Annotated in this window: 22 protein-coding genes; 2 read left to right on the plus strand and 20 right to left on the minus strand. The window is 70.0% G+C overall.

Annotated elements, in window-relative coordinates; all coding sequences use genetic code 11:
* Positions 1-230 precede the first annotated feature (230 nt).
* The 15 genes from ACGFJ7_RS35215 to ACGFJ7_RS35285 form a co-directional block, all read right to left on the minus strand.
* A complete protein-coding gene (locus ACGFJ7_RS35215; RefSeq protein WP_392646168.1) occupies positions 231-1,040 on the minus strand; it encodes a hypothetical protein in 810 nt (269 codons plus the stop codon).
* Positions 1,041-1,458: 418 nt separating this feature from the next.
* Entirely contained in the window at positions 1,459-3,294 is a 1,836-nt protein-coding gene (locus ACGFJ7_RS35220; protein WP_392646170.1) for a ParB/RepB/Spo0J family partition protein, read from the minus strand.
* Positions 3,295-3,623: 329 nt separating this feature from the next.
* On the minus strand, positions 3,624-4,538 hold the full coding sequence (locus tag ACGFJ7_RS35225; protein WP_392646171.1) for a DUF4192 domain-containing protein: 915 nt from the start codon (positions 4,536-4,538) through the stop codon (positions 3,624-3,626).
* A 128-nt stretch (positions 4,539-4,666) separates the two neighbouring features.
* Positions 4,667-6,064, minus strand: a complete 1,398-nt coding sequence (locus tag ACGFJ7_RS35230; RefSeq protein WP_392646173.1) for a hypothetical protein — start codon at positions 6,062-6,064, stop codon at positions 4,667-4,669.
* 90 nt (positions 6,065-6,154) lie between these two features.
* Positions 6,155-7,261 carry a DUF932 domain-containing protein gene (locus ACGFJ7_RS35235; protein ID WP_392646175.1) on the minus strand — a complete coding sequence of 369 codons (1,107 nt, stop codon included), beginning with the start codon at positions 7,259-7,261 and terminating at the stop codon, positions 6,155-6,157.
* A 436-nt stretch (positions 7,262-7,697) separates the two neighbouring features.
* Positions 7,698-8,300 (minus strand): hypothetical protein, encoded by a 603-nt coding sequence (locus ACGFJ7_RS35240; protein WP_392646176.1) that lies wholly within the window; start codon positions 8,298-8,300, stop codon positions 7,698-7,700.
* A gap of 108 nt (positions 8,301-8,408) precedes the next feature.
* On the minus strand, positions 8,409-8,930 hold the full coding sequence (locus ACGFJ7_RS35245) for a hypothetical protein (RefSeq protein WP_392646178.1): 522 nt from the start codon (positions 8,928-8,930) through the stop codon (positions 8,409-8,411).
* A 76-nt stretch (positions 8,931-9,006) separates the two neighbouring features.
* Positions 9,007-10,506: an ATP-binding protein gene (locus ACGFJ7_RS35250; protein ID WP_392646180.1), complete on the minus strand. Its 1,500-nt coding sequence runs from the start codon at positions 10,504-10,506 to the stop codon at positions 9,007-9,009.
* A 555-nt stretch (positions 10,507-11,061) separates the two neighbouring features.
* On the minus strand, positions 11,062-12,090 hold the full coding sequence (locus ACGFJ7_RS35255; RefSeq protein WP_392646182.1) for a hypothetical protein: 1,029 nt from the start codon (positions 12,088-12,090) through the stop codon (positions 11,062-11,064).
* On the minus strand, positions 12,084-13,238 hold the full coding sequence (locus tag ACGFJ7_RS35260; protein WP_392646184.1) for an ATP-binding protein: 1,155 nt from the start codon (positions 13,236-13,238) through the stop codon (positions 12,084-12,086). The genes ACGFJ7_RS35255 and ACGFJ7_RS35260 overlap by 7 nt, the downstream gene beginning before the upstream one ends.
* A gap of 204 nt (positions 13,239-13,442) precedes the next feature.
* Positions 13,443-14,393, minus strand: coding sequence for a DUF4192 domain-containing protein (locus ACGFJ7_RS35265; RefSeq protein ID WP_392646185.1), 951 nt, complete (start codon positions 14,391-14,393; stop codon positions 13,443-13,445).
* 380 nt (positions 14,394-14,773) lie between these two features.
* Entirely contained in the window at positions 14,774-15,673 is a 900-nt protein-coding gene (gene dprA / locus ACGFJ7_RS35270; protein ID WP_392646187.1) for a DNA-processing protein DprA, read from the minus strand.
* A gap of 343 nt (positions 15,674-16,016) precedes the next feature.
* Positions 16,017-16,664: a GGDEF domain-containing protein gene (locus ACGFJ7_RS35275; protein ID WP_392646189.1), complete on the minus strand. Its 648-nt coding sequence runs from the start codon at positions 16,662-16,664 to the stop codon at positions 16,017-16,019.
* Positions 16,665-17,053: 389 nt separating this feature from the next.
* Entirely contained in the window at positions 17,054-17,830 is a 777-nt protein-coding gene (locus ACGFJ7_RS35280) for a hypothetical protein (protein ID WP_392646191.1), read from the minus strand.
* 152 nt (positions 17,831-17,982) lie between these two features.
* Positions 17,983-18,537, minus strand: coding sequence for a hypothetical protein (locus ACGFJ7_RS35285; protein WP_392646193.1), 555 nt, complete (start codon positions 18,535-18,537; stop codon positions 17,983-17,985).
* Positions 18,538-19,423: 886 nt separating this feature from the next.
* Here ACGFJ7_RS35285 and ACGFJ7_RS35290 point away from each other — a divergent pair.
* Positions 19,424-20,668: an IS110 family transposase gene (locus ACGFJ7_RS35290; RefSeq protein ID WP_392646195.1), complete on the plus strand. Its 1,245-nt coding sequence runs from the start codon at positions 19,424-19,426 to the stop codon at positions 20,666-20,668.
* Between the two features lie 221 nt (positions 20,669-20,889).
* A complete protein-coding gene (locus ACGFJ7_RS35295) occupies positions 20,890-21,546 on the plus strand; it encodes a hypothetical protein (protein ID WP_392646196.1) in 657 nt (218 codons plus the stop codon).
* Between the two features lie 108 nt (positions 21,547-21,654).
* Here the strand turns inward: ACGFJ7_RS35295 and ACGFJ7_RS35300 are convergent, their stop codons facing one another.
* The 5 genes from ACGFJ7_RS35300 to ACGFJ7_RS35320 form a co-directional block, all read right to left on the minus strand.
* Complete coding sequence (locus tag ACGFJ7_RS35300; protein ID WP_392646198.1) at positions 21,655-22,332, minus strand: DUF429 domain-containing protein; 678 nt, start codon at positions 22,330-22,332, stop codon at positions 21,655-21,657.
* Positions 22,329-22,637, minus strand: a complete 309-nt coding sequence (locus ACGFJ7_RS35305; protein ID WP_392646200.1) for a helix-turn-helix domain-containing protein — start codon at positions 22,635-22,637, stop codon at positions 22,329-22,331. Before ACGFJ7_RS35305 ends, ACGFJ7_RS35300 begins: the two co-directional genes overlap by 4 nt.
* A gap of 64 nt (positions 22,638-22,701) precedes the next feature.
* Positions 22,702-23,625, minus strand: a complete 924-nt coding sequence (locus tag ACGFJ7_RS35310; protein ID WP_392646202.1) for a hypothetical protein — start codon at positions 23,623-23,625, stop codon at positions 22,702-22,704.
* A 131-nt stretch (positions 23,626-23,756) separates the two neighbouring features.
* Positions 23,757-24,830, minus strand: coding sequence for a glycosyltransferase (locus ACGFJ7_RS35315; RefSeq protein WP_392646204.1), 1,074 nt, complete (start codon positions 24,828-24,830; stop codon positions 23,757-23,759).
* Positions 24,831-25,298: 468 nt separating this feature from the next.
* Positions 25,299-26,246: a S1 family peptidase gene (locus tag ACGFJ7_RS35320; protein ID WP_392646206.1), complete on the minus strand. Its 948-nt coding sequence runs from the start codon at positions 26,244-26,246 to the stop codon at positions 25,299-25,301.
* Positions 26,247-26,344: the final 98 nt, after the last annotated feature.

Genomic DNA, 26,344 nt, shown 5'->3' on the forward strand with positions numbered 1-26,344 from the left:
GGTGGGGGGGTGGGGGGGGGCGGGGGGGGGGGGGCCGCCCGCCGCCCGGCGCCGGGGGGGGGGGGGGGGGGGCCCGCGCCCCCCCCCCCCCCCCCACGCCCGCGGTGCTTCACCCGCCGTCGCTCCGCGGGCGTGCCGCCGCTACCGGTCGGTCGACGGCGGCTGGCCGGGTGCTGGTGCGCCTCACTCGACACGGGCGACGGTCGGCGGGTGTGTTCCCCCGTGGGCGGTTAGGGCCTGGCTTCCCAACGACCAGGCTGCGGGCCGTCGGCCGGGTGACTGGGCTGGTGTTCGTGATCGATCACCGTGGCGTCGCGATGGCTCGGCTGCCACTGGCCGTCTGCCGCTACGGCGTGGCAGCCCTCGACGGTGCAGTGCGGCGCGAGGGGGTCGAAGACGATGCCGTAGTGCCCGGCGTCGTCGGTGCTGACATACAGCGAGAGCGGCCCGTCGGGGTGCAGCACCCGGTGGGCGCCGGGCGGCGCGCTGATCAGGGCGGTCAGCTGCAGCGACCAGCTGGCTGCGGCAACGCGGTAGAGGTCGCTGTCGGTGCCATACGCGTCGGCGAGGTCGACCAGATGCTGCTGGCAGGCGGCGACGGTGGCGGTCGCATCACGGCTAATGTCGAGACGCACCAGGTGGGGCTGGGTGTCGACGAGTGTGAGCAGCGGCGTGGGTACGGCCGGGTCGTCGTAGCTTGCCGGCAGCAGCGCGGCGAGGTTCATCCCGGCCGAGGCCGCGGCGCCCCACGTGTAGGCCCGATCGGTGACGGTGGTGACGATCGCGGTCCACTGGGTGACCGGAATCGCGTAGTTGTTGCGGTCGAACAGCGCGTCGTCGCGGTGGTCGCGGTACGTGACTCCTTGGTCGGTCAGCAGGGCGTCGAACACCGCGGTGACCACGGCGTCGACCAGCTCGTAGGGGCCGGCGGCGTCCTCGTGGATCCGCGCGCGAACGATGTCCAGCTCGCTGTCTGAGAGAGGACGCCGGACAACGGTGACCGTCGGCGGCGGTGACGTCGGGGTGAACCAAGGGTTCATGGCGCAACTCCGATGAAAGAAAGACCGCCTGGCACGTCATCGGGGACGTGCCAGACGGCGAGTGACAGATGGTGGTGGGCGGATCACCGCGATGCGACCCCTCGCTGTGCAGGCATCGCAGGAGGCAGACGTCGACGGGTCGGCAGTGAACCGACTCTCGTCGTCAGAGCGGAGGTGATCCGAAGCCGTCGGCCATAGCGCACAGAACTCGCCAGGCACTACGGGCAGATGCGGCCCTACGGCGTGATGCCCGCTCGGTGCGTTCACAGGCTCGGGCCAGCTGCGGGGTCGGACGGCGGGAAGTCACCCGGTCCCGGCCCGGGTACCTGTGCGTCCGACCGAGGTCAGGCAATGCTTGCGGGCGGCGCCGCGCTGCACCTCCCGCGGTGCGGACGAGAGATGCAGCGCGGCAGACCGGTCAGGCGGCGTTGGAGAATTCGTCGAGATCGTGCGGCTCGCTGGTGTCGTCGGCGCGCACCTCGTCGCGGTCGAACGTCGCCTCGATCACCACGGCGTCCGCGTCCTCGATCCTCGCCGCCTCGTCCGCCGCCGCCTCGTCGGCCGCGACGACGTCGACGATCTCGTCCTGCTCGCCGGTGTCGGGCATCGGCTTCAGGTCGGTGACCGGCGCGGTGTCAGGAACCTCGGCTTCCTCATCGTCGAGAGCCTGGATCTCGCCGTCGTCCTCCTCGTCCTCGTCCTCGTCGTCGGCGGCTGTGGCCGTCCACCCCTGGTAGAGCTCCTGCTCGTCGTCGGTCAGCGGGTACCCGCGCTGGCGCAGCTCGTCGTACCAAGCGACGGCGGTCCCCTGGTTGACCCAGTACCGGTCCGGTTGGGTGGTGCCGTTCAGGTTGTACTCCTGTGCGCAGATGTACTTGGCGACCAGGCTGCGGCGCAGCCGGTCCTCGCCGGCTCCGTGCAGGGTGTCGTTGTCGGAGCCGCCGAGCGCCCGGTAGAGCTCGTCCAGGTCGGTAGAGCGGCTCATCGTCTTGCCGAGGGCCGCCGTCCGCAGGGCCTGGACGAATAGCGCTCGGGCGCCCTTAGCGGTGCCGAACTTCTCGACGATGAATTCGCGGCGCACCGTCGCGGCCAGCGTGAGGCGCTCGAGGCGCTCCTTCTTCTGCTGCTCGGCGAGTTCCTTGGCGGCGATCTGTTCGGGGCTTAGGCCACGGTGCGCCGCCGGGATCTCCTTGCGGCGGGTGTAGCCGCGCTGTGCCGGGTCGTCGCAGTACACGACCGTCTTCGCTTGACCGCCGTCCTTCTCCACGAAGGCGTGGAAGCCGGGCTGGGTCTTGACCGCGTCGATGTCGACCGGCCGGCCGTCGGCGTCCAGGAGCAGGTCGGCGCGGACCGCGGTGCCGTCGTAGCCGAAGCCGCGCGGCTTGGGCGTCACGTCGACGCTCTCGAGGACCAGGTGCGCCTTGGCCACGTCGCGGTTGCGGGCGTAGGCGCGCTTGTCACGCAGCCGCGACAGCTCGTGCTTGAAGTCGTACTGGTCACCCAGCTTGTTCAGCAGCTTGCTCTGGGCGTCCGGGTCGTCGGCGAACTCCTCCAGCGCGAGCGCCTGGTCGAGGGTGAGGGTGCCGGCGTTGAGCGCGCGCTGCGCGGTGGCCGGCAGCGTGCGGGCCTTGATGGCGGTGCGGACCCGGCTGACGTCGACGCGACGGGCGTCGGCGATCTGCTGGTCGCTGAGACCGAAGTCGAGCAGCATCTGGTAGGCCTCGGCCTGCTCGATACCTTCCAGGTCCTTGTGGTGGTCGTTGACCTCCAGCATCTGCAGGATGAGCTGGATGTCGTCGTCGGTGTCGGCGATGAAGCACGGCAGCTCGAAGCGTTCGGCCGCGATCGCCGCGATCCGGCGCCGCAGCCCGTCGACGACGGCGAAGTGCTCGACGGGTTCGGCGTCCTCGATCGGCTTACCCTCGGCGTCGACAGGCGGGAAGAACCCGATGGAGCGCACGACCAGCGGGGCGCGGACGCCGAACAGCCGCACGGAGGCGATCAGGTCGTCCAACTCGCCCATCTGCGTGCGCTTGAAGCCCTGCGGCTCGTGCACGTGGCGGGCGTCGAGCAGCCCGGCGCGGAACGGCAGCTGCTGGCCGTCCGATCCGGTGTTGAGGTGCAGCGGCCCGTCGACGACCTCGCCGATCAGCGCGGCCGCGGCCGCGACCAGCTCGGTGCCGGGCTCGTCATTGGCGACGAAGTCGTCGTCCGCAGCAGTCTCGGTGGTGGTGTCGTTGATGACGGTAGTCACGATGGAATTACCTCCACATAGAGCAGTGATGAGCTGCGCTCGGGCGGGCGCCCGAGCGGTGCTGGCCTGATCCGCCCCGGGCCGGCCGATCGACGTGAACCCGCAAGGGCCCACCCCGGCGGTCACATCGACGCAGGAATGGCTGGTAGGGGTGGGCTTGCGGGGCGCGGCGCGGGCGGCCAGGATCAGCGGCCAGCCCCGCCGGCACCCGATCGGCGTTCGTCGCTGACGAGACAACCGGCCCCTTGAAGGTCAGGCAGCCGTTCGGGTTGGTGCCGGCGGTGACGGAAAGCGGCCTGGGCGATGTGCGCGTTGCGCGACGCCAAACGTCAGTGCGCGGCGGGGTGGCGTAGCCGGTGAGCGGGCACATGGGTCCGTACCACGCTGGCCACCAGCCGGGTCAACCGGCTTCCCGGTCCTTCGCGGACAGCGCGCCTGCAGGCCACGGTGGCCAGCGCGTGTTCGCCGCGCCGCCACGCGCACCAGGCGGCCAGCGTGGCCGGGCCGCAGGCGTAGCGGTCCGGGACGCGGCGGGTCACATCCAGCCACAGATCGCGTTGCCACATGCACGCGCACACGCCGCCCCACGCCGTCTCGAGGATGTCGCGGTGGGCCAGGGCGAGCGCCAGCGGCGCCAGCTGCCCAGCGGTGAGGCGCTGCCCCCGTCTGGCGGTGGTCAGAACGTCGTCGTGCAACCCGGGGACGGCGGCATCCGGCGCCAGGGCCGCCACCGCGGCCTCCGTCTCTGCCTGCGATACCAGGTCGGGGGCGACCAGAGTGTCCAGATCCTGCCGCGACGGTAAGGCCACCATGCCGGCGTAGGTCAGCTGCGTGGCGACCGCACTGGTGGCCGGGTCGATGTCCATACCGCGGCTGGCCTGGCACGTACAGCTGTCGAGCAGACACACGCACCGCGATCCGGTGACCCACAGCAGGGTGTGCAGCGGCCAGAACAGATCGAGGATCCGGCCGATCGTGGCCAACACGGGTCGTATCGGGGGTGGGCCGTAGCCGATGAGGGCGACCTCGGCGCACGGCCCGGCCGGTGCCTGCAGCATCAGGTGCTCGCTGAGAGCCTCAGCCGAGAACCGCAACGGTTCCGCAGCCACCCCTAAGACACGCCGGTCCGCGGCGAGGTACACCGCCACGATCTCGTCGCCCGGGTGATAGCCCAGCAGGTACGGCACGGCACCCAGCAGGTCTTGAGGGTTGTTGATGGTGGTGTCCGAGAAGTGTTCGGTCATGATCAGAATTCCTTCACCAAGCAGGGGTCGGGTACGCGGCCGTCCCGGCGTCGGCGGGATGTCCGGCCGGGCGGCATGCGGGTGTGGTGCCGTCGGACAGCGACACGGCGCGCGCCTTCGTGAACCGGTTACCGCCGGCCGGCAGGGGCGTCGGGCCGCGGCGGTAGCGCGCCGAGCACCCGCACGGTGGTGGTGGCCCTGATCGGCTTGTCTTCCGGGCCCCGCAGGTGCGGCCGCACGACGATCCAATCCCGCAGCGCCCGGCGTGGCCCGTACGGCTGATACCGCCAGTGCGGCGTCACCCACCAGCGGAAATCACGCTCGGACTCGCCGCCGGTGCCTGTGTGCTGCGCGGGCGCCGAGCGTGTCCGGGTACCGCGGATCCGCACCAACGCCACCTCGGGTTCCGGCCGCCGCGCGCGCCGGTACGCCCTGCGAACCGACGTGTCGACCTTGACGGGCGTTGTCTCGGCGAGGCGCTGGCGGATGAGCCGCCACGTGGTCAGTAGCGGGGCAGCCGGATGGGTGGCGGTGACGGGCTGTCCGGGGCGCAGCGTGACCGCGAACGTGGGGACAAGCCAGCCGACCTCCCCGCGTAGCTGCTGCAACGGCACGGGCGGGAGGCCGTCACCGATGCTGCGGTAGCCCACGAGCTGTACCGTGTCGCCGTGGCTGCTCCACGACGCGGCCACGCAGCGCCGGCGCCGGTCGACCGGCTGCGTCCACGCGACGAAGCCGTGGGCGGCCGGCAAGTCACCCGGCGAGAACCCCATCCGCGGCAGAACCTGGGCGGCGCTGCGGGTCAGGACGGTGAACTCCTCGTCGATCCAGTACAGCCGGGTGATCGCCAAGCTGGCCGCCAGCGACGCGCGCACCGCCTCGTGGCCGAGCCCGAAGGGCAACCCGACATCACCGGCGAGCAGAGCGGCCAGCCGGTCGCGGACCTTCGGCAAGGTCGTCGCGACCAGCGGGAGAGCGTCCCATCGCCCATCGGCGGTCAAGGCCCGGCCAGGCCGCAGGAGGGTGAGGACCTGTCGCAGCATGTCGGCCAGGTGCGCCCTTACTTCGGCGGCGAAGCTCATGCCGCGCGCCAGGACCCGGTCCAGCAGACCGGACAGGTTGCGGGCTTCGACCAAGGCAGCGCACTCGACGCATGCCGACCAGCGAATGCCGTAGTCCCGCACGACCGAGCCCTGCGCCGTCTCGACATGGATGAGAACCCGCCGGGTCGTCGCGTAGACGAACAGGATTTTGGGATCGGTGCAGAAGTCACAGACATAGGTGGCCGCGACGGTGTCGGCGGTCACCGGTACGGGCGGGTGGTCGGCGTCCTTCCAGATCGGATGCTGGTAGGTCACGACGCCGGAGGGCAGCTCGGCGTAGCGGTCGAGCGGGCTGCCGCAGGTGCCGCACGCGAACCGCGGCGCTCGCCCGTCGACGGTGAGACCTGCGCTGTGAGCATCGCTACCGGACGGGCTCGGCGTGGCGGTGGACCGCGGGCGCACGCGGTGCCGTTGAACTGGCATGAACTACCTCCAGAACGCACGACAGGGCGCCCACCGAATCGGCGGGCGCCCTGCAATGGCCAGCGGTGAAAGCAGTGACGGACAGCTACCTCAGGCTGCGGCGGCGGCCAGACGCAGTGCCTTGGAGGCCGTGGTTTCCATCCGGTAGGCCGCGTCGGCGTCGTGGATGCTGCGGGCCACGGAGGTGACGGCCTGCATGATGCCGCCGGCGCTCAGGTCGGCCCCGGCGATGAAGTGCGCGAGGATCGCGTCCTGCTGGTCCTTGGTGTAGTGCAACTGCTGGGAGACGATCTTGATGGTGACTTCCGGTCGGCGGACCGTGACTCCGGCGGCGTGTTCCAGGTCGGCCACCGCGCGGGCGACGAAGTCGACGTTGAGGTAGGCGCGGATCGTGTCGACCGTCTGCGCGGTGATGAGTTCTAGCAGCTTGCCCATCGTCTCGGCCGAGGGGTCGACGATGCCGTCGTCGTCGGTGATGCGGGCACCGAGGTGGCGCCGTCCGACGTCCCCTCGTTCAACAGTCTGACCGTTACGGCACACCTCGATACGCAGCCACGGGGCGAGGGAGTACCGGCCGTAGCCGGTCTCGGAGTTCTTCAGCAGGAACCCACCGGAGATGACCGGCAGGTCACTGCCGCGGCGCCCGTCGAACGGGCTGCGATAGTTGCGCAGCAACTCCGGCGCCATGACCTGCACCTCAGGCGACACGAAACGCACGTACATGCGCCGGTCGGTCAGGTCGCAGGACGCGATGTTCACCGCCACGCCGGCCTTCTCGATGCCCTTGATCGCGGCCATCAGCACGTCGAGGTTGTCGATGCGCAGATACTTGTCGGACAGGAACGCCCGGGCGGTGCCCTCACCGCTGCCGATGCTCCGCCGCAGGCATCGCACCAGGAACCGGCGGTCGTCGCGCTCCAGCCAGGTGTTGATGTTGAAGTCCAGCGCCGGGATGTTCTCGCGGCCCATCCGGCGCAGGTAGTCGACAGGGATGGAGAGCTTTGTGCCGACGCCGCCCAGGGCCACGTCGGAGAGCGTGAAGGTGCCCGTGGCGAGATCCACACCCGTCGAGGTGAGCAGCGGCGCGGTGCGCGGAATGATCAGCTTGCCGTTGTCCGCGTGCAGTGTTGCGGCGCCGGCAATGACGTCGACCGACCGGCTGTGCTGATCGCGCAGCGTGGTGATCAGAGTGTTCATGCCGATGTGGCGATTCGGTGCCACAGCTAGCGTCGGCTGAGCCATGAGTACGGGCCTTCCGTGCAAGGCCGCCACCGCCAACGGTGACGGCCGGCGGGCACGCCCGCGGCAGGCCGTAGCCGGCCGGGCGAGCGTGTGCTGGCCCGCGGTGCCGGGGCCGTGCCCGGCCGGCCGGAGCGGCAAGGCGGCCAGGACGAGGAGATCTCTGGCCGAAGGCCAAGATGTCCTCAGACCGCCTTGCGCCCGGTGCCGGGTCGGCCACCGTGCCCCGGCCAGCACCGCCGCCCCCGCCGGTGACCGGACCGGGAATCGTGAACCGCCAAGGATTCGGTGATCAACCCGAGCCCTGTGTTCGTTTTGCCGGGAACTGCGCCAGCTCGGGGTAACGCCATGCGTACCGTCGCTGATGTGCGGCTTGTTCTCGAATGCCGCTACCTCAGGACGGGCGCAACGCTGATTCGCCGAGAATCCAGATAGCGCCGACGCGGGCCGGGTATCGACCGGTGCTCGCGCGGTCGCCCGGATACGACGGTTTCGACGGGGTGTCGGTCCGCGAGCGCCGACGCAGCACGCGGTTCGGGCGATGTGCGGTATCTGCCGGACAGTCGATGTAGCGTTCTGATACCAGGCGGACGAAGTCGACGTCTGACGCGAAGGCGACGTACTGGCCGTGCACGACGGTGCCGCCGAGCCGGTCGCAGCACGACACGCGCACCGGGTACCAGCCGGTCACGGCGTAGGTGACGACGTGGCCGCAGGACAGGTCGAGCTCGAACACGCAGCGTCGCCGCTGCTCGTGGGGGCTACCCGACGGCGAGGCGCCAGATGTCGCGTTGTCGGCGTCGTGGCAGGGCCGGCAGATCGGCCCGAGGTCAGCGTCGTAGCCTGCGTCGCAGATTTCGCAGACGATCCGCAGGCAGCTGCGGCATTCACCGGAAGCGGTGGTGTTCAGGTCGGCGTCGCAGAATCCGCATGAGCCGCTCATGCAGGCCTTGGTGTGCTGCCCCGGACGGTGGCGGTGGCACGGATGTTCAGTCATGGCGGCCTGCGCCGACAGTAATGGAACCGTGGTCGTCGCGACGCGGCGGTGCGTCGGTGGCAGCAGGTCCTGGGCGGGGCCAGGCACGGCGCATATCTGGGCGGACGGTCATGATGTGCGCCCGGCGAGTTCGGCCGCGGTGCGCAGAAACTCGCGATACGCGTGGTCGGCGACGTCGACGACCACAGCGAGGACCTGGCGTGGCAGATTGTCGGCGTCACGGAACGCCTCCGGAACCAGCTGACCGGAGGCCAGGGTGATCTGGTCAGCGATGGTGACCATGACCAAGAAGCCGCCGTCGCGGTAATCACCACTGACGGTCGCCTCGATACCGACTGCGGTGACCGGTGCTGCGAGCAGCAGGACCTGCTGTTCGCAGCAGTGGTCGATGAAGGCGGCGACGTCCGTGCCGAAGTCATGACCGGCAGGGTTGATCAGCATGAACAGAGTCGGTAGATCCTCGGTGGCGCCAGCCACGAGTTCATCCAGCCGGGTCAGATCAGCCCAGACGGATAGCCCAGCGCTAACCGAGCTCTCCGGCCGGTCTTTGCCGCGCCGCCGTGCAAGCGCTGCGCGGACGAGGTCTTTGAGGGGCATGCGTTGCTCCTGAGCATCGAGCAGGGCGTCCACCGCATGGATGAGCGCCCTGCTTGGCAAGTCGCGAAGTGGAGTGGTGGGCTTCACCAGGGCCGAGAAGACCGAGGGCTCAGCTGGTGTGTCGCCGTGGGTTGTAGAGCTCAATGGCGGTGTCGACGGCATCCCGGTCGGGGCGGCCGGCACCGCGCAGGTCACTGACTGTCCACGCGAGCCGCAGCACCCGGCCGTAGGCATGCACGCTCAGCTGGCCGGCATCGAGCAGCCGCCGCAGCGGCTCCGTGGCCGGCGCGGGGATACGGAACGAAGGTCGCCTCAAGACGTCTTTCGTGACTTCCGCATTGGTGGAGAAGCCCTCCGGCGCCCACCGCGCGGCGGCGGCTGCCCGGGCCGCAACAACCCGCGCCGTGAGCGTGGCGGTTGACTCACCGGTGCCGGCGTCGCCGGCGGTCGCCTCGATGGTGACGGCAATGTCCAGGCGGTCAGAGATTGCCCGTAGCCGATCTCGGTACCGGCGGCGTGCCGGCGCGCTGCACCCGCTGCTCGTGCTGTGGGGCGTCGAGCAGGGACACGGCTTGGACGTGACGATCAGCTGGACGTCGGCAGCAAAGGTGGTGGTGCCTTGTGGGCGGGCGAGCTGCACGATGCGGCGGTCGAGCGGCTGACGCAGGGCGTGCAGGACCTCTGGTGCGACGTCAGGGGCGTCGTGCAGCAGCAGGATGCCACGGTGCGCCAAACTGGCCAAGCCCGGCCGGTGTCCGCCGATCATGCTGGTCATCGACGTCTGGGGTCCTGAAGCCTGCAACGGCGGGCGCCGGATTAGCGCGTCGACCGGGTGACCGGCGGCGGCGTACAGCGCGCTGACCTCCACGGCCTGACGGTCGTCGAGGTCGGGCAGGAACGAACGCAGGTACTGGCCGATCAACGTCACTGGGAGCTGCGGTGCGGCGGTGACCCCGAGGTGATGTCGTCCGGCTGCGGCGACCTCGAGGGCGAACCGTGCTGGTTGCATCCACGCCGGGAGCGGCGGCAGGTCCGGCTCGGCCTGACCATCAGTGCCCACCGCACGGTCTGGCCCCGGGCCGGGTGGAACCGGGTCGGTGCCGGTGGTGGTCCAGGTCAGCAGTTCGGACAGGCTGTTGACGCCGATCACGCGCACGCCGGGCACCAGCATCGCCTGTGGGGCGTTGGCCGCAGGTACCACGACCGTGTGGAATTCGCGCTCTGCGGCTGCGGCGACCAGGGCGAGCGTGTCAGGGACTGGGCGTACTGCTCCGTCGAGACCGATTTCGCCGAAGAACATCGTGTCGCTCAGCGCGGTGAACGGAAGGTGACCGGCGGCGGCGAGAACCGCCGCAGCGACCGTCAGGTCGGTGCTGGGATGCACCGGGTACAGCCCCAGCGGAACGAAGGAGACGATGATGTTGCGGTCCGGCCAGCTCAGGCCGCTGTTGGTGATACCTGCGTACACACGGTCGCGCAGCTCAAAATTCGAGAAGCCCGCCGGATTGACCGCGCTCAGACCGCGGCCGCCGGTCAGCGCGCTCACCTGGACGACTACCTCCTGAGGACCGCCGTCGAGCGTCAACGTCGCCACGCTCAGCGCCGTCATGCCGTCCACCGCGCCGAGCAGACGCTGTGATTGATCCCTGCCGGGGCACGTCGGCGCCCCGGCAGGACGAGATCGAGGGGAATCTCCTGACCGGCCCCTACATAGCGGGCGTTGTTATCGAGCATGGACATCGACGGCCTCCGTCGTCAGTACGGTCCCGGCGACCGAGGTGTTGCGGTGGCAGCCGGCAGGGACGGCACGAGCCGGCCCGCCCGGCGTGGTGACGGTGTCCAGCCCCGGCGCGACAGGCTGACCGCGTCGGTGCAGCCGTTGACCCCGACGCCACGCTGGTCGCGACGGTTGGCCGGTGGCTTGACGACGGCGCGCGCGGGCGGGACCGTGCCTAGTCCCTTCCCGCGCGGTCGTCCGCACCCGACACGCCGCCGGCTGTCTGAGCGCCTTCTGCTTGGACGCATTCCAGCCTGATCAGCATGCCGTTGCTCCAAGCTGTTAGTCGGTCCAGGACCGAGCTGAAGGCGATGCACTCGCGGCTCTCGGCGTTCGCAGACCGCCGAGAGTCGCGTGCTGGTGCAGGGCGAGGCGGGCCAGGCACTGCTACGCCGGTTCGGCCTCGGACAGCAGTCGCTGGCGTTCCAGCGCCAGCAGCGTCCGAGCGGGGGCGTGCCAGCGGTCGTCACCGATGACCGCGGTTGTCCGTCCGTCGATCAGCGCGTGCAGGGCGGGGATCTGCTCGGCGTAGGCACCGCCGATCGACTGCAGGTCGGCGCAGGCGCGCAGCGTGGCGTCGCGCATCTTCTTGGTCCAGCCGGCGCGCTGGGTCGCGGCGGAGTGCGGCTGCTGGTGCTGTCTAGCGGGGGCGCTGTTGGGATCAGGCGCGCTGTCGTCAGCGAGGTGGCCGAGGACGTCGGGCAGATCTGGGATTCCGCGGCGGCGTGCGCGGCCGTAGATCGGTCCTTCGCAGAGGTGGTAGCCGAGCCAGACGACCGGCGGATGGATACCGGCGGCTTGTGCTAGCAGGGCGACTTTGTCGTAGTCCCAGGCCCGGCCGCCGCGTTGTTGACGGTGTCCGGTGACTTTCGGGTTCGTCAGCGTGCGCCAGTAGTCCGGGTGGACTCCGGTGGAGGCGACCAGGTCTTTCTCGCCGGTGAAGCCACCGGCGGTCAGGGCGTGGGGCAGTTGGTCGAGAAGCAGGTGGGCCAGTTCGCGGCGGACGGCCGGTACCGCCGGATCGTCGGCTGCGGCCAGGCGCGGCGCGCGGGGTGCGGGAAGCGGCTCGTCGGGCAGTTCGGGAAGAGCGGCACCGGCCGCGAGGTAGTCCAGCAGCACCGCGGAGAAGTCGTCGAGGACTTGCTCGAAGCCGCGGCTGCGGTCGTGATAGTCACCGATGGGCAGCCATCGGCCGCCGCCGCGGTGGGCCACGCGATGCCCGGCCTCGTGCAGCAGAACGCGCCGTGCCCGGTGCCGGCTGTTCAGGGCGGTGCGGTGTATGGCGACGTCGCCGGTGCCCGGGTGGTAGAACCCGTCGGAGCACGGTGTTTCTTCGCTGTCGGAGTACACCCTGACGCGGTCCAGCGCGAACGGGCCGATCGCCCGGCGCACGAGCTGCCGGGTCTCGGTCAGCACGTCGCGTTCGGCGGTGGTGAGCTGCCGTAGGGGAACCAGGTTGTCTTGTCTCGGGTGCGTTCGTAGTGGTGGACGCGGCGGGTCCGGGCGATTTCGACGCCGAGGCGGTCCATGAACGCCCACAGCTGCTCGTGGGGCAGGCCTGTGGCGGCAAGTTCGGTGTAGCCCTTGTCGGCCAGGTCGAGTTTGGCTTCCTCGTTGCCCGAGGTGGTGTAGAAGCACAGGGCGGGCAGGTGGGTCCGCGCCCAGGTCCGCCACGCGGCCCGGGCCCGGGGCAGGCGGATGTCGGTGAAGTATTGCTCCGGCTCCCGCAGCTTGCCGCCGTTCAGGACGTGCTGGGCGAACCGGTCGATGATCTGCTGGTCTTCGCTGTCGGCCAGGATGGCGCGGACCGCGTCGCGTAGGGCGCCGGCTTCGATGACGGTGCGGTCGCGGTTCTGCAGGCCCTTGGCGTCCAAGGGCAGGTCGTAGGAGGCCAGCAAGCCGAGCATGGTGGTGACCAGGACGCCGCCGATCCAGATCCGGCCGGTCTGGCCGGTGAGTACGCACGTGCGGTTGCCCTGCGGCGGCTGGTAGCCGGGCTCACTCAGTGCCCGGAACCGGCCGATGGCCTGGTCCGCAAGGTCCTCGGAGCAGGCGACGGTGACGACGGTGCCGCGGGTGCGGTCGCTGCGGTGCAGGCGGTAGACGAGGACTTCGGTGCCGTCGGCGGATCGTGACGGGACGATGCCGTTGAGCAGCCGGCGGCGTTCGACGACGGGGGTGAACCCGTAGCCGACGGTGTCGTATCGCAGCTGACCGACCTCGGGGCTGCGGGCCAGGACCAGGCAGGCGAGTTTCTTGCCTTCACCGAACTGGCCGATCTGGGCGTCGGTTTTCGTCGAATACCCCAGCACGAGTCCCTCTTCGGGGATGCCGGGGCCGTCGTCGCTGATGGTCAGTACGCCGTCGGCCCACTCGACGCGGGCGCCGGGGTCCTCGTCGAGGGCGTTGGCGATCAGCTCGCACAGCGCCCGCACCGGGGTCCATGACTTCACGTACTCGGGCGAGATCGGGTACGCCAGCGTGTCGACCGACGCGGGTTCAGCGGTTGCGGAAGAGAAGGTTGAGTGGTGTTCGGCGAGCTCCGCAGGTGGGAAGTCGTCCACGAGACATCTCCTTGGCCAGTCGGAAAAGAGGCAGCCCGACTGCGGCGTCATGGCCGCTAAGGCGGGCCGAAGAAGGCGCACGCGCCGCCGACGTCGCATGCAGGCGCGCGCCAGTAGTCCGCAGCTCAGCGAGGTGCAGACGTGGGGCAGCGGGCTGGCGGGCGGTGTCCCGGCACGGTCGGCGCGGGGACACCGTCGGCGGACTTACTGCAGGAGGTCCTCGAGGTCAGTGCCGTCGGTCAGCGGCCAGGGCAGCGTCGCTGGGTTGATCCCGGAGCTCAGCACCAGGCCGATCAGGTGGGACAGGGTGTTGTCCGGCTCCGCTTGGACGGCCTGGGACAGCGCGGCCCAGGCGAGCGCCGGCTCTCTACGCCGCCAGGCACTCCAAGCGGCCAGGTTGGCCGGCGTTGCTACGCAGGTCGGCGGCACGCGGCGGGTCATGTCCAGCCACAGGTCGTGCTGCCAGATCTCGCCTGTGGTTGCCTGCCATGCCGCGCTGCGGCCGTCGTTGTCGGACAGGGCGACTACCAGATGCGCTGCCTGTTCGTCGCTGAGTCGATCTCCCGCGGACGCGATGTCCAGGCTGGTTTGCACGACGGCGACAGCGTCCGATACCTGCTCCGGCACCCGGCTCAGGGCGGCGGCGGTGCGGGACTGCGCGTCGGGGTCCGGCGCGACGACGGAGTCGAAGTGCTCCCGCGAGGGCAGCGCCACGCGGCCGCGCAACGTCATCTCGGCGGCGATGACACTACGAGAGGGGTCCAGGACAGCGCCGTGCTCAGGTGTGCAGGGGCACTCGTCGTTGAGGCAGTAGTACCTGCCTTCGTCGACCAGCAGGCACGCCGCGACGGTGACCGCCATGCTCAACGCCTCAGCGAGCCCGGCGATCCGTTCGCGGTTCGACAGCGCGCCGTAGTAAACGACGAAGGCGAGGGCGGCGTCCGCGCGGGCGGCTGCGGTGCTGCTCTCGGCAATGATGAACTCGTCCGGGGCCTGCCGGCCGACGCTCAGACCGCAGGTCAGGCGTCCCTCGCCGGTGACGAACACGACGACGACACTGTCGTGAGGGTGGTATCCGAGGACGTACGGGATGGCGGCGAGCAGGTCAGCCGGACCGCGAACGACGGACGGTGCAGGGTCGAGCACAACAATCACACTCCTTCAGGGGCGTGGCAGATGTCGCGACCCCGACCTGCGGAAAGCCCTCGCCGGTACCTCGACCGGGAAAGCCACCGATCGCGGTGCACCGGCCGAAGGCGGGCACGCGGGGTCGCGCTGACCCCGGGCGCGGACCGGCCCTGACGGCCCGAGGCAGGCCAGGGACCAGCCCAGCCCGCCCACTCGCCGCCGCATCGCCACGGGGGCGATCGTGACGGTGGGCGGGCCGGGTGCAGCGCCCTGACCGGCCCGGGACGGGGCCGGTACAAGCGCTTACGGGCAGCGACGACCACCGGCTGCCAGCCAGGACCCGAACAACCGCACCGTGGCTGCGCATCGACACGGACCGCTTGCGACACTGCCCGGGGGTATCGGATTCAGTGGTCGGCCTGGCTCAGCTCGATGACGATCTCGTCGGCCGACGTCACCAGACGGGCTGCCGGGTTATCGCGCAGGATGCCGTGGCAGCCCGTCGACATGGCCGAGGTCACCGGACCAGGTACGACCATCGCGGGCCGGCCCAGATCCAATGCCCGCCTCACGGTCTGCACGGCTCCGCTGCGCGCCGCGGCCTCGACGACCACCGTGCCACCAGCGGCGGCGATGAGGCGGTTCCGGATGCTGAATCGGTGCTGCAGAGGTTCGGCACCGAACGGCCATTCGCTGACCAGCAGTCCGTCGGCGACAATCTGGTCGAACAGTGCGGCGTTGCCGACGGGGTAGGGGCGGTCGATCCCACAGGCCAGCACGGCGACGGTCAGGCCACCAGCGGCCAAGGCACCCCGATGCGCAGCGGCGTCAATGCCGAAAGCGCCGCCGGAAACAATTGCCCATTCCTGGCCTGCGAGAACGTGGGCGAAATCGGTACTGACGTGGACGCCGTACGAGGTTGCTGCTCGAGCTCCCACGATTGCTACCGACCGGGTGAACGCCTCGCTCAGCGAGCGTTCGCCGCGAACCCACAGGCCTAGCGGCGGCGCGGTGCGCTGGATGAACGGCCCGGGGGCGCCGGGTGCGAGGCGGGCGAGGTCGTTCACCTGTGCCGGCCACTCGCGGTCGCCGGGCACGACCAGCCGGGCGTTCAGCCGCTGTGCGCGACGCAAGGCAGCCTGCGCCATACGACGCACGTCACCCCGGGCCGAGCGGGCCGCGACCGCCGCGCGCAGTGACGCGTCCGGGATGTCACCAGTGAGCAGACGGTCGAGTGTGGCGGGGGCCCCGTCCCGCTGTGCCATGGACCAGAGCACCGGGTGGCCGGGCTCGGTCAGCAGCGTCAAGGCAGCGCGGGCGATCCGGTCCGCCTCGTCGGCAGAGTGCGGTGTCGGAGAGGTGGCTCGGTTTGTCATGGGGTTGTCCCTTCGCGGACGCAGGCGAATGAGCCTGCGGCCGGGCGAGGCCACAGGCAGGAGAGTTGGGCTGGTGTTGTGCAACCGCAACGGCTGCATGGGAAGCCGAAAGGAGAAATCCAGCTGAGAGGTCGGCGGCGCCATCCGAAGCGGTGCCGGGCTCAGCGGGAGCCTCGCGACCAGCGGCTGCGTGTCCGGTTTACGGCTGTGGGGAGGTGCGCGGATTGACCATCTCGACGACTGCCAGGGCGGCGCTCGCGACAGGAGGGCGCCGCTAGTTCCTCTCGCGTACGTCACGGGCTCGCCGACGAGGCGCCGGAGGCTGTGGGTAGGTCATTCCCGGCTCGAACAGCGTGATCGTGCCGCGCTGCTTCGCGTGGTAGAGCGCGATGTCGGCGTCAGTCAGAGCGTTCGACCACGAGGTGGTCGCCGCCGCATAGGCGACCCCCGCACTGCCGGCGACCTGCACCGATCCGGTGCGGCTGTCGGTGACGATTGCGGCCACCGCTTGCGTCGCGATCTGCAGCGCCTGCGATGCGGTGCAGTCGGCCAGGATCAGCGCGAATTCGTCGCCTCCGAGCCGGCCCGCCCACCCGCGGTGCCGGGACGCGAGATCGGCCAGGCGTGCACCGAGCGCGCTGAGGACCCGGTCACCGGTGGGATGACCGTGCTCGTCATTCACGGACTTGAAGGTGTCGAGATCCACGACGACCACGAAACGCCCATGATCGTTGCTCGCGGCGTACGCCTGCTCAAGCCCGGCCCGGCTCAAGACGCCGGTGAGCCGATCGCTGCGGACCTGCTCGGCGAGTGTGTCGTTGTGCCGGCGCAGGGCGCGGATGGTTGGCGTCGCACTGAGGCGGCCGCCGAGCGCCCCAACGAGCGCGGTGGCGGCAAGGCCGGCAATCAGGGTCTTACGCATGGGAAGCGCCCTTTCACGGTAGGGCCGTCCGTGCCGGGCAGCCTGGTAGGCCGCACACGGCGGACGGGCGCAGACAGAGCCACCAAGCGGTGATCGCCCTGCGCCCGTCTGGCTCCGGGCACCGGTGACCACCGCTGCGGGAGGCGGTAACGCGGCCGCCCGCCGCAACGCGGCACGACGCCATGGGTATGGACAGAGCCGACCTGACCTGTCGGCGGCCGTTCACGCCGAGGCGACGAGCGCGTGCTGGCCAACCTGGCCGGGGCCGGCCCGGATCGGCGGGCGGCAAGCCATCAGGAACGAGAAGATCTCTGGCCGAAGGCCAAGATGTTCTCGGACCGGCTTGCGTCCGCTCCGGGCCGTGCCACCGTGCCTGGCCAGCACCGCCGTCAGCCTTCAGCCAGCCCGGACAACCCCGTGTGCCCACCGTCATCACAGCGTCCGCGGTCTTCGGCGGAGGCGATGCGACGGACGTCGCGGGCGGCCGTTTTTGCGGACTCGATTGCTTGCCAGGTGCTGAACCGGCGGCCGGCAATCTTCTTCAAGAAGGCCGGTATGCGATTGGCCGACATCCCCACCAGGGGCGGCCCCAGCACCGCGAGCAGGTCGGAGGCACGCTGAGAGGACCACCCGGCGCGGTCGATCGCGTCCTCGTCGGGAAACACGTCGGCGACCCGGTCCACCCCCGGATTCAGTGAGCGGTCCTGAACCCCGCCGTAGGAATACACCCAGCGCAGATTGCCGGGCGGATCAGGCTCCACCAACCGACGGAACCGGTCGACTTCCTTGGTGTAGCAGTAGAAACGGACACTCGGGCAGGCCCGGCAGATGTCGGTCCAGGCGCGTAGATAGTCGTCGGAGAAGAAATCACCCGAGTCGTGAATTCTGACCCATCGGCCCGCTGATCGAGGCGACTGAAGTTCAGCGATCATCGCCTGCCGCCAGCCTGGCAGATCGTCAAGCACGAAGCGCAGGTTCGCCTCGTGGCGGCCGCGCACAACAGGCCATAGGTAGGCGCCCTGAAGGGCATAGCAGACCTGCCGGCAGACTCCAGCTGACGTACAGGTGTTGTACGTACGCCCGTCGGGCAGCCGCCCGGCCCACGCGGGCAGGCTCCACGTCCACACGCCTATGTCCTTGAGTCGCCGGTTGCTGTTCGTCAGCAACCGGGCAGCTCGGGCTGAGCGCTGCGCAGAGCGAGTTGGTGAGTCCGCCGGCCATAGGGCCAGTTGTTCGGGCGCCGCAGCCCCAGCAGTCGTCGGCGTTGCTGTATCTGGTCGCTGCTGCTCCTGCGGGCCGCCGGTCGGCCGCGCCGCGCTCACGGCTCCCGCAACCAGCGGCCGGTGCGCGCGTCGATACGCAGAACACTGACCGCGTCTCTGCCACCCCATGCCCCCCAAGCGATCTGGGACAAGTAGAGCGCGACGGTACGCTCGATGATCGCAAGAGATGGGTCGTCTTGATCGATGACCGCGCCGTCTGCCAAGGTCACCCGGCGCAAGAACCAGCCGTCGTCGGGCTCGTCGCCACGGGCCACGTCGTACGAAACGGCGCCCGCAGCCATCGAGCGGATGACCTGCCCCGCCTCTGCGATCGCTTCGGAGGCGCGGAACGACGAGGCGACGATGTCTCGTACGTCGCTGTCACTGAGACCGAGCCTGGCGTTGGCTGTTGCGGCGATCCTGCGAGCGCTGGCCAAGTCGTGACCCCAGAACCAGGGCGATGACTGCGGTCCGCTGCCGCTCAGCGGCGTGTGCCCGGGCGTGTCCTCAGTGACGATTGAGGGGATGAATCCGTGTTCGGTTCGCATCGTTTCGTCGATGTAGAACGCCTGCCGCCTGCCGGACTTTGCAGCAGTGATAACCATCAGCACACCGTCACTTTCGAGTTGTCGATGGGGATCTTGAGCAGATGGGAGAAGAACAAGGGGCCGTATCCCACGCAGTCCGGGGTTGCAGGCGGTCGCCCCGGGTGCGGCGGCCGAAAAGCCTGTGGGTAGCGAGCTACGCCGATAGGTCGTCCACGGACGGCGATGGCCCTGACGGCGCAATGGCGTGCCGTCCGAGCGGGGACGGCACGATCAGGCCCGGCCGGGCACAGGCGGTGTCCAGCCCACCCCGGCGCCCCGCCGCAGCCGTCGCGAACGACTGAAGCTTGATGCCCTGCGGTGCCTCGAATAGCAGCGTCAAGGGGCGTTCGCCGGGGTGCGGCTTGATGGCGCCACGGACGGCCGGGACCGTGCTCCGTCTCCAGATCGGCGGCGCCCGTAGGCGGCGGGCCCGACTGGTCAGGCCAACCCATCCAGGTCCTGCGACCCAGACCGGTTCCAAATCGCGGTGCCGGCCCACAAGTCACCGCGTAGCCACGCGCCGTCGTTCGGCCGGCGACGGCCCAAGACGTCCGATCGGGTATTCCGGCTATGACGCCCGCCCCAGCGGGCTGGCCATCGAGCACCCCACCTTCGACCACAGAGATGGGTGGTGCTGGGCCCGGCTGGTGTCGTACCGTAGTTGTCGTTCCACCTTGGTCCCCGCCTGAGCGGGGTTGATCCAGCGTCAGACGCCCGACGCCCCCGGCCATTGGGTCGTGGCGGTTCGTGGTTCCCGGCATCAGCTCGGGATGTCGCTCACGCTCCTGCAAAGCTCGCGTGACTGCGGGCTTTGGTGTGCCGTCCGAACTTCGTCGGCGGTGCGCTGGTGCGAGGTTGCGGTGAGATGTGGCGCTGGTCGACAACCCCGATCGGCGGAGGAGACATCGGCGTGCAGGGCTCACCACGGTTCTATTGCGGCATCGACTGGGCGGATCAGCTTAATGACGTCGCGGTCGTCGACCGTCGCGGCGAGGTCTTGGCCCGTGCCCGGATCAGTGCCACCCCGGACGGGCTGCGGCAGCTGTTCCGCGTGTTGGACGGGTTGCGGGCCAGTCATACCCACGGCCGGCGGAAGGTGCCGGTGGCGATCGAAACGAATCAGGGGCTGCTGGTTCATGCGCTGCGTGCCAAGGGCCAGCCGGTGTTCCAGATTCCGCCGAGCGAGGTGGCCGGTCAGCGGCGGCGTACGTCGCGGGCGGCGAAGAAGTCCGACAGCTCGGACGCGGAGCTGCTAGCCGTGATGTTGCGTGACCGGTGGGGCCTTCTGCGGGAGCTGCCGGTGGTGAGCCCGGACGCGGCGGCACTTACGGTGCTCGCATCGGCGCAGTACCGGGCGCAGCGGCTGCGTGAGCAGTTGCAGGCCCGATTGCGGGCGCTGCTGGTGCAGGTGCATCCGGTCGCGGCGCGCGCCTGGGACGGCCGCGATCACGGGTTGCGGCGCGCGGAGGCCCGCGCGGTCCTGGCGGCCGGGCCGACCGCGGCCGCCGCGCAGCGCATCAGCGTCTATCGGTGGGAGAAGATTCTGACCGGGGCCCGGCTGCGGCTGATCGAGCAGGAGGCCTACCGGCTGCACGAGCTGTTCGTCGCGCCGGTGCTGCGGCTGCCGGCAGCGATCGAAACGGCGACCGCGGTCGAGGTACGCACGCTGCTCGCGGCCTTCGATGACGCCTGCCGGCGTGCCGACGAACTCACCGCCACCCTGACCGACGCCTTCGAGTCCCATCCGCACGCGGTCACGTACCTGTCGTTCCCGGGCTGCGGGGCGTTGACCGGGGCGCGGCTGCTCGCCGAGCTCGGCGATGATGCGCACCGGTTCGCCACCGCGAAAGGGCTGCGCGCCTACGCGGGGCTGGCCCCGTTGACGTGGGCCAGCGGCACGGTCCGACAGGTCACCCACCGCCGGATCTGCAATCGCCGGCTGAAGCTGGTGTGCCACCGGTGGGCGTTCAGCTCGCTCACCCATTCGCCGGGTGCCCGTGCGTTCTACGACCGGCGCCGCGCGGCCGGCGACTCCTACGCCGGGGCGCTGCGTCGCCTCGCCGGGCGGCTGCTGTCCGGCCTGCACCACTGCCTGGCCACCGGCACCCTGTACGACGAACAAATCATGTTCGCGGCCGGCCGGGCGGCCAGCTGAGACGCGGACACCCGGAAGGTGCCCGGTAATGCCTGCGGCAATCCCGAGCCGGCGAGCTCTGACGTGGGAACGGCACCCGGGCACCTCCCATGCATCCGCGCCTCTCGCGAACCGGCCACGCGCAAGCCCGTGTGTCCAGGCCCGGAGCGGTCCGGCCGACGCCGGCGTTGGTCGTTGCAGCTCGCCCCACTCAACGTGTCCCACTCGAAAGGATCCCTGGCATGATCGACGACTTGAACTTGGCGCCGGTGGTCACCGGGCGGGCCCGGCCCGGCACGCTCGCCGGCCTCGCCCGCGACCTGGTGCCCGCGACGCACCACGACCGGTACGTGGCCCAGCTGATCGGCTCGGCAGTGACCGGCCTGGCAGACGACTACGACGTGGTTGTGCAGCGCATCGTGTCTGGCTGCCTCGAACTCGGGCGTGCGCACATCGCGGCAAACGACGGCGACGACGACCCGGGCGACGCGGCGGCCGCCTTCTGCGGTGCCACCTACTTTGCGGCGTGGCTCGCGGGCACCGCCGTAGCCGCCCGGTGCGCCGCTGATGAGCTCACCGCAGCCGACGTGATGCTGAACGAACTGATCACGCCCGTCGTCCATCGGCTTGGGCACGTCCCCAGCGACACCGCGAGCAGTCACTCATCGCTCTATGAGGGAATGCGGCTGCGTCGGCACATCACGACGCTCGGCTACCTGCCCACGCCGGCGGGTCAGCCGCTGCTGGCTCTGGCCAGGACGGCCATGGCTAACAGGGGCACACGCATGGCCGCGATCGGGCAGCTGACCTTCGACGTCATCAACGCGAGGGATGTGCGCAGCAGCGGTCTACCGGATGCGCTGCAAACGGCGGTCCGAACCTGGCGACCAGGGCCTTGACGAACCTCCGCATCTGCCGGCGGAGACCGTCTCGCCAGGAGCCGAACATCGCCGGATGGAGACACGCGGTCGGGGTGGGCTGGTATGGGCTCTAACCTGGGAGAAGGCTCAGGCCCAGATGGCGGAAAAGGTGCCGGCGCCGTTGTGCTCCGGCGGGTTGGGGCTGCTGTATGCCTCGCCAGTTGCTCTGCGATGTGCGGTCCAAGCGATCGCCGCTGCGTTGTAGAGGTCATCTGCCGGTGCCTGACCCGCCGGGCCGAGACGGTTCGGGAGGTATATGCCGTTGTGAGCCAGTAGATGAGCTCGATGGTTCTGTCCGGCCCAGGTCTTCTTGGCGTGCTCCAGCGGCTGACCGGCCATGGTGCGGAAGGATAACTCGGGGTGTGCCTCGAACAGCAGGGTGGGATGTCGTTGCCAGAGGGCGTTGGCCTCGAGGACTTTCGGACGCAGAGACCAAACTTGCCGGTCGAGCTGTCGGCCGGTTAGTTCGCGACACCGCTTGTTTGCGGCAGCGAAGTCCGGCTCATTCCACACCGGTTCCGGCGGGGTCCGGACGACGCTGCTGCGGCGCGGGCCGAGCTGTTCCGCGACGAGCGTGTCCGCGACGCGCCACCGGTCGGGCATCATGCCGAGGGGTATGTCAACGCCGATCACCGCAGCTCCGGAGCCGTTGGTGATGACCTCGTACAGGGTGCTCGCGAGCAGGGCCCGGGTAAAGACACCGGCATGCAGTTCGACGGCGACCCAGCCGAGGGCATAGGCGTGAACGCCGATCACTCGGGTCATGAGGGTGCCTGGCGGCGGCTGGGCAAAGCGGCGATGGTGGCGGCGGCGTCAGCTGATACGGACGTTCTCTTCCTTCTCGTGATGTTGGTTGTTGTGCCAGCGTCGGCGAGGCGCTTCTGCATAAATCCGTAGGAGGCCTCGAGAAGGTCTGCGAGCTGCCGGATCGTCAGTCGGTCCTGCTCGTAGAGCTTCTTCAGCAGCGTCAGTTCCTGCTCGCGGTCGCTGCGGGGCAGAGAGCGGAATTGGTCGGTGTAGGTGAAGCGGTGCCGTCGGGCGGGAGGGTCCTGTTGTACTCGGGTGGCCATGATCGGTCCTCTCGAGGGCGGGGTGGTCGGTCGCAGCAGGTGGGCGTTGCGGGGCCGTGTTGATTCAGAAGGAGAGTTCGGCGTAGACCGCGATGTGGTCGGACGCCTCCTCTTGGCCGCAGGCGGCGGGCAAGGTTCGGAAGGTCTCGGCGTCGACATGTGGGCGCATCACGTCGTTGACGATGAGGTGGTCGATCGTGAGAGGGACTTCGCCGGGTTTGTCGACGACGGTCGCCTCGATGGCGGTGATCCGGTTGCTGGCCTGCCAGGCCAGTTCGGAGATCAGGTGGAAACCGATGTTGTCGTCGCGTCCGCCGGTGGTGGAGTTCCAGGTGCCGACGAGGCTGTCGAGCGCGTCGCTCGAGTGCACCCATCTGTCGCCGACGCGCCGGGCTTTGCGGCGGCGGACCAGCGGGGTGCACAGGTCGGATTCCCAGCGTGGGTAGTGATCGCCGGAGGGCTGTTCGTTGAGGTCCCCGCCGAGGATGACGGGGGTGGGGTCTTTCGCCCACCTGTGGAGGCGGCTGGCGGCCTTGACGCGGGCGTCCGGGGACTCGCCGGGGAAGTGGTCGACAGCGGCGATCAGCTCGCGTCGGCGGCCGGTGTCGTCGTGGCTGTCGAGGACGGCGAAACGGCAGATGTTGATCTGATCGGTGAAGGGGCCGGGGTCGCTGCGGTCGATGAAAGACCGTGGGATGAGCCGACTGGTGTCGTAGAAGATCGCCGGCGGGATCGGCCCGCGGTCACCGCGGCCCAGCAAGGCACCGAAGGGGACGCCGAAGACGTCGGTGACGGCCTCAGCGGCCTGGTAAAGACCGGCGTTGCCCGATGCTTCGTAGTGCTTGGCCTCGCAGAACAGGATCACGGCAGGTGGTTTCGGTGCCCGCTCGAGGGTGTTTTGCAGGCCGTCGAAGCGGTGGCGTCGGGTCGTCCGGTCATAACCGCCGCCTTCGTAGTTGTAGGTAAGGGCGGGCAGCAGGATAGGCACGGCAGGGAATCCCTTCAGTGACACGGCTGGACAGTGCTGGAGGACGGTCGCCGCGGGTTGGAAGGCCGTTGCTGGGCGGCGGTCTCAGGGCGTAGGGGTGCCGGAGGACAAGACACGCATGGCGTCGCCAGTCACGCTCGGAGGCGCTCACGGAGCGCAGCCCAGACCTGCTTCGCATGAGGCGCTCGCCGGATCTGTTCCCTGATCCGTTCGGCCGCGGATCGGTACGACGGGTCGGTGAGCAGCCCACGAACGGCGGCGCCGGCCTTTGCCGGGTCGGTGATGGCGATGCCGGCGCCGGCTTCGACCACTCGCTCGGCGTTCTGTGGCTTCTCGGCCCCTCGCGGTAGCAGCACCATCGGGATGCCGGCGCTCATGGCGGCCAGCACGGTCCCGGCGCCGCCTGCGGCCACGATGACCGAGACACCTGCGGCCAGCAGGTGCGCCATCGGGGTGAAGCCCAGGAACCGCACGTGGCCGCGTGGGTCGGTGAGGGGGTGGTCGACGCCGGGCGGCACCAGCGCGAGCACCTCGACGTTGTCGAGCGCGGCCACGGCGTCGACGAGGGCGTCGAGCAGTTCGCCGTCGAGCAGGACGGTTCCCAGGGTGACCAGCACGCGCGGATGAGGCCCGGGCATGGGTACCGCCGTCTGGTCAGCGGTGGGTGGCGCGGTGTACGGCTGCGGGCGAATCGCCAGCCGGTCCGGTGGCAACGCCCGGCCTGGTTCCCGCAACGCTGGCGGCCAGGGGTCGACGAGAGCCAGACGCTCGGCCTTGACGAACCCGCGCCGCACGTACTCGGGTACGAGCAGGCCTTTCATGGCCGGTGCCAACGGAGGCGGTGACACCGGTAGGCCGATCGCGTGCTGCACCCATGGCACGGCCAGCGCGGCGGCCAGCATCGGGCCGATGGTGTCGTACTCGTCGCTGATGATGAGGTCGGGACGGATGCGGTGCGCGTGCCGCATCGCGTCGTCGAACGTCAGATTGATGCGGGTTGCGGTGAAGAACTGAGCAAGCGCGGAGATGTCGCCCAGATCAGCGCCGCCGGTACGCCGGGCGTTCTCCGTCAGCAGCACGTCGACGTCCGCCCCGGTCGCCAGGACCGGGAGGCCGCCCATAAGGTGGGCCATCGATGCCGCAACGGCCATGGTGACCTGGTCGCCGGCTGCGGCGATCGCGTGGGCCAGGGGCAGCACCGGCATGACGTGGCCCGGGATTGGGACGCCGGTGACCAGCACACGGCAGCCGGCTCTTCCCCCCGGGCCGGTCGGCGCAGTCATCCGCGTCGGGTCGTTCGGGCCCGGTGTGGGGTTGGGATACATCGAGGTGCCTTCCTCGTGGTTCGTCGGGTCGAGCGGCGGCGGAGAGGCAGGATGGCCGCGCCGCCGAGGCGGCATGTTCACCAGCGTGACCGGCGGCGGGAGGCGCAACCGAGGTTCGCCCACGGTGCGAGGCCGTGATCGTGGCTCATTCGGCCCGGCCCCCTTCCTCATCCAGCGTGGCGAAGGCGCTTTCGCCGAGCAGGCGTCCCGCCTCTGCGGTCACCGCTGGAAGGGCGGCAGGGGTCGATACCTGCACCCCATGCGCGCCGCGGTGTTCGGGTGCCCCAGGCGCGGTGTGCCGGAACAGCGGACAGCCGCCCAGCACACCGCGCCCTGCTCTCGCGGCGGTCAGCCGGCGAGCGCCCAGTGCCTCTTCGTGAGACTCGGCGCGGTGGGCCGCGGCCGATACGGCTTGTGCTTGCCGTCGATGGTGCGTTCGATCCAGCCGGCGTAGTAGGTGGCGTCGGTGTAGATCATCGCGCCGGTGCATGTGGATTCGTCGGTGCCGCGGCTGGCGCTGCCGAGCAGCGCCCAGGAGCCTGCGCGGCGGGCCAGAGCGGGACCGCCGGAGTCACCGAAGCAGGGTGAACCGCCGTTGGCGGCCGCGGCGACGCAGAGTTCCCCGGCGGTGATTCCGGCTACCGCGCAGGTCGAGGATGTGGCGAGGCGGGTGTCGAGCTGCTGCAGGACCGGCGGCGGCTGGGTGGCGTCGTAGGTGGTCTTTCCCCAGCCGAGCAGCCGGACCTTCTGGTAGGCGCGTACCCACTCGGCAATCGGGATCGCTCGGATGCGCCGGCCCGCCGGGACCGGCAGGATGATGACGGCGAGGTCGGCGACCCGGTCGGCGCCGGTCATCCAGTCCCATTCCGGGTGCAGCTGCAGCCCGGTGGCGTTGAGGGTGACCAGCTGGTCCAGATGGATGGAGCCGGCTTGGACCTGCACGTTGGTGAACGGTGCGGGCTCGGTGTCGCCCTCGAGCTCGAAGCAGTGGGCGTTGCTGACCACCCCGATGCGTCCTCGCGGTGTGCTGACGAAGGTGCCGGTGCACTTCGCGGTGCCGAGGCCGGGGAAGGTGGTCAGCACCCGGGCGGCGAAGGGGTAGTTCTCGGTGGCGTCGGTGCCGCCGATGATGAACGGCGAGACCTCGCCGTTGTCGTCGAGGCTCGTGGGCTCGGCCAGCTGAGCCGGCGCCGCGGCGTGCGGCGTGCGTGCTGATGCCGGCGTGGCCGGGATCAGCAGAGAGGCGGTGGTCACGGCTACGGCGGTGATGCCGCCGAGCCAGGTACGTGACGTCAAAGTCGCGTCCTTCTTCAGATGAGGGATGGACCGGCCTGCGGGTTGCAGACCGGTATCAGCCCGCCGTCATCTTTGGCGGCGGGAGTTGAGGGTCGCCT

This window comes from Actinoplanes sp. NPDC048988 (assembly GCF_043197815.1).
Classification (GTDB): Bacteria; Actinomycetota; Actinomycetes; order Mycobacteriales; family Micromonosporaceae; genus Actinoplanes.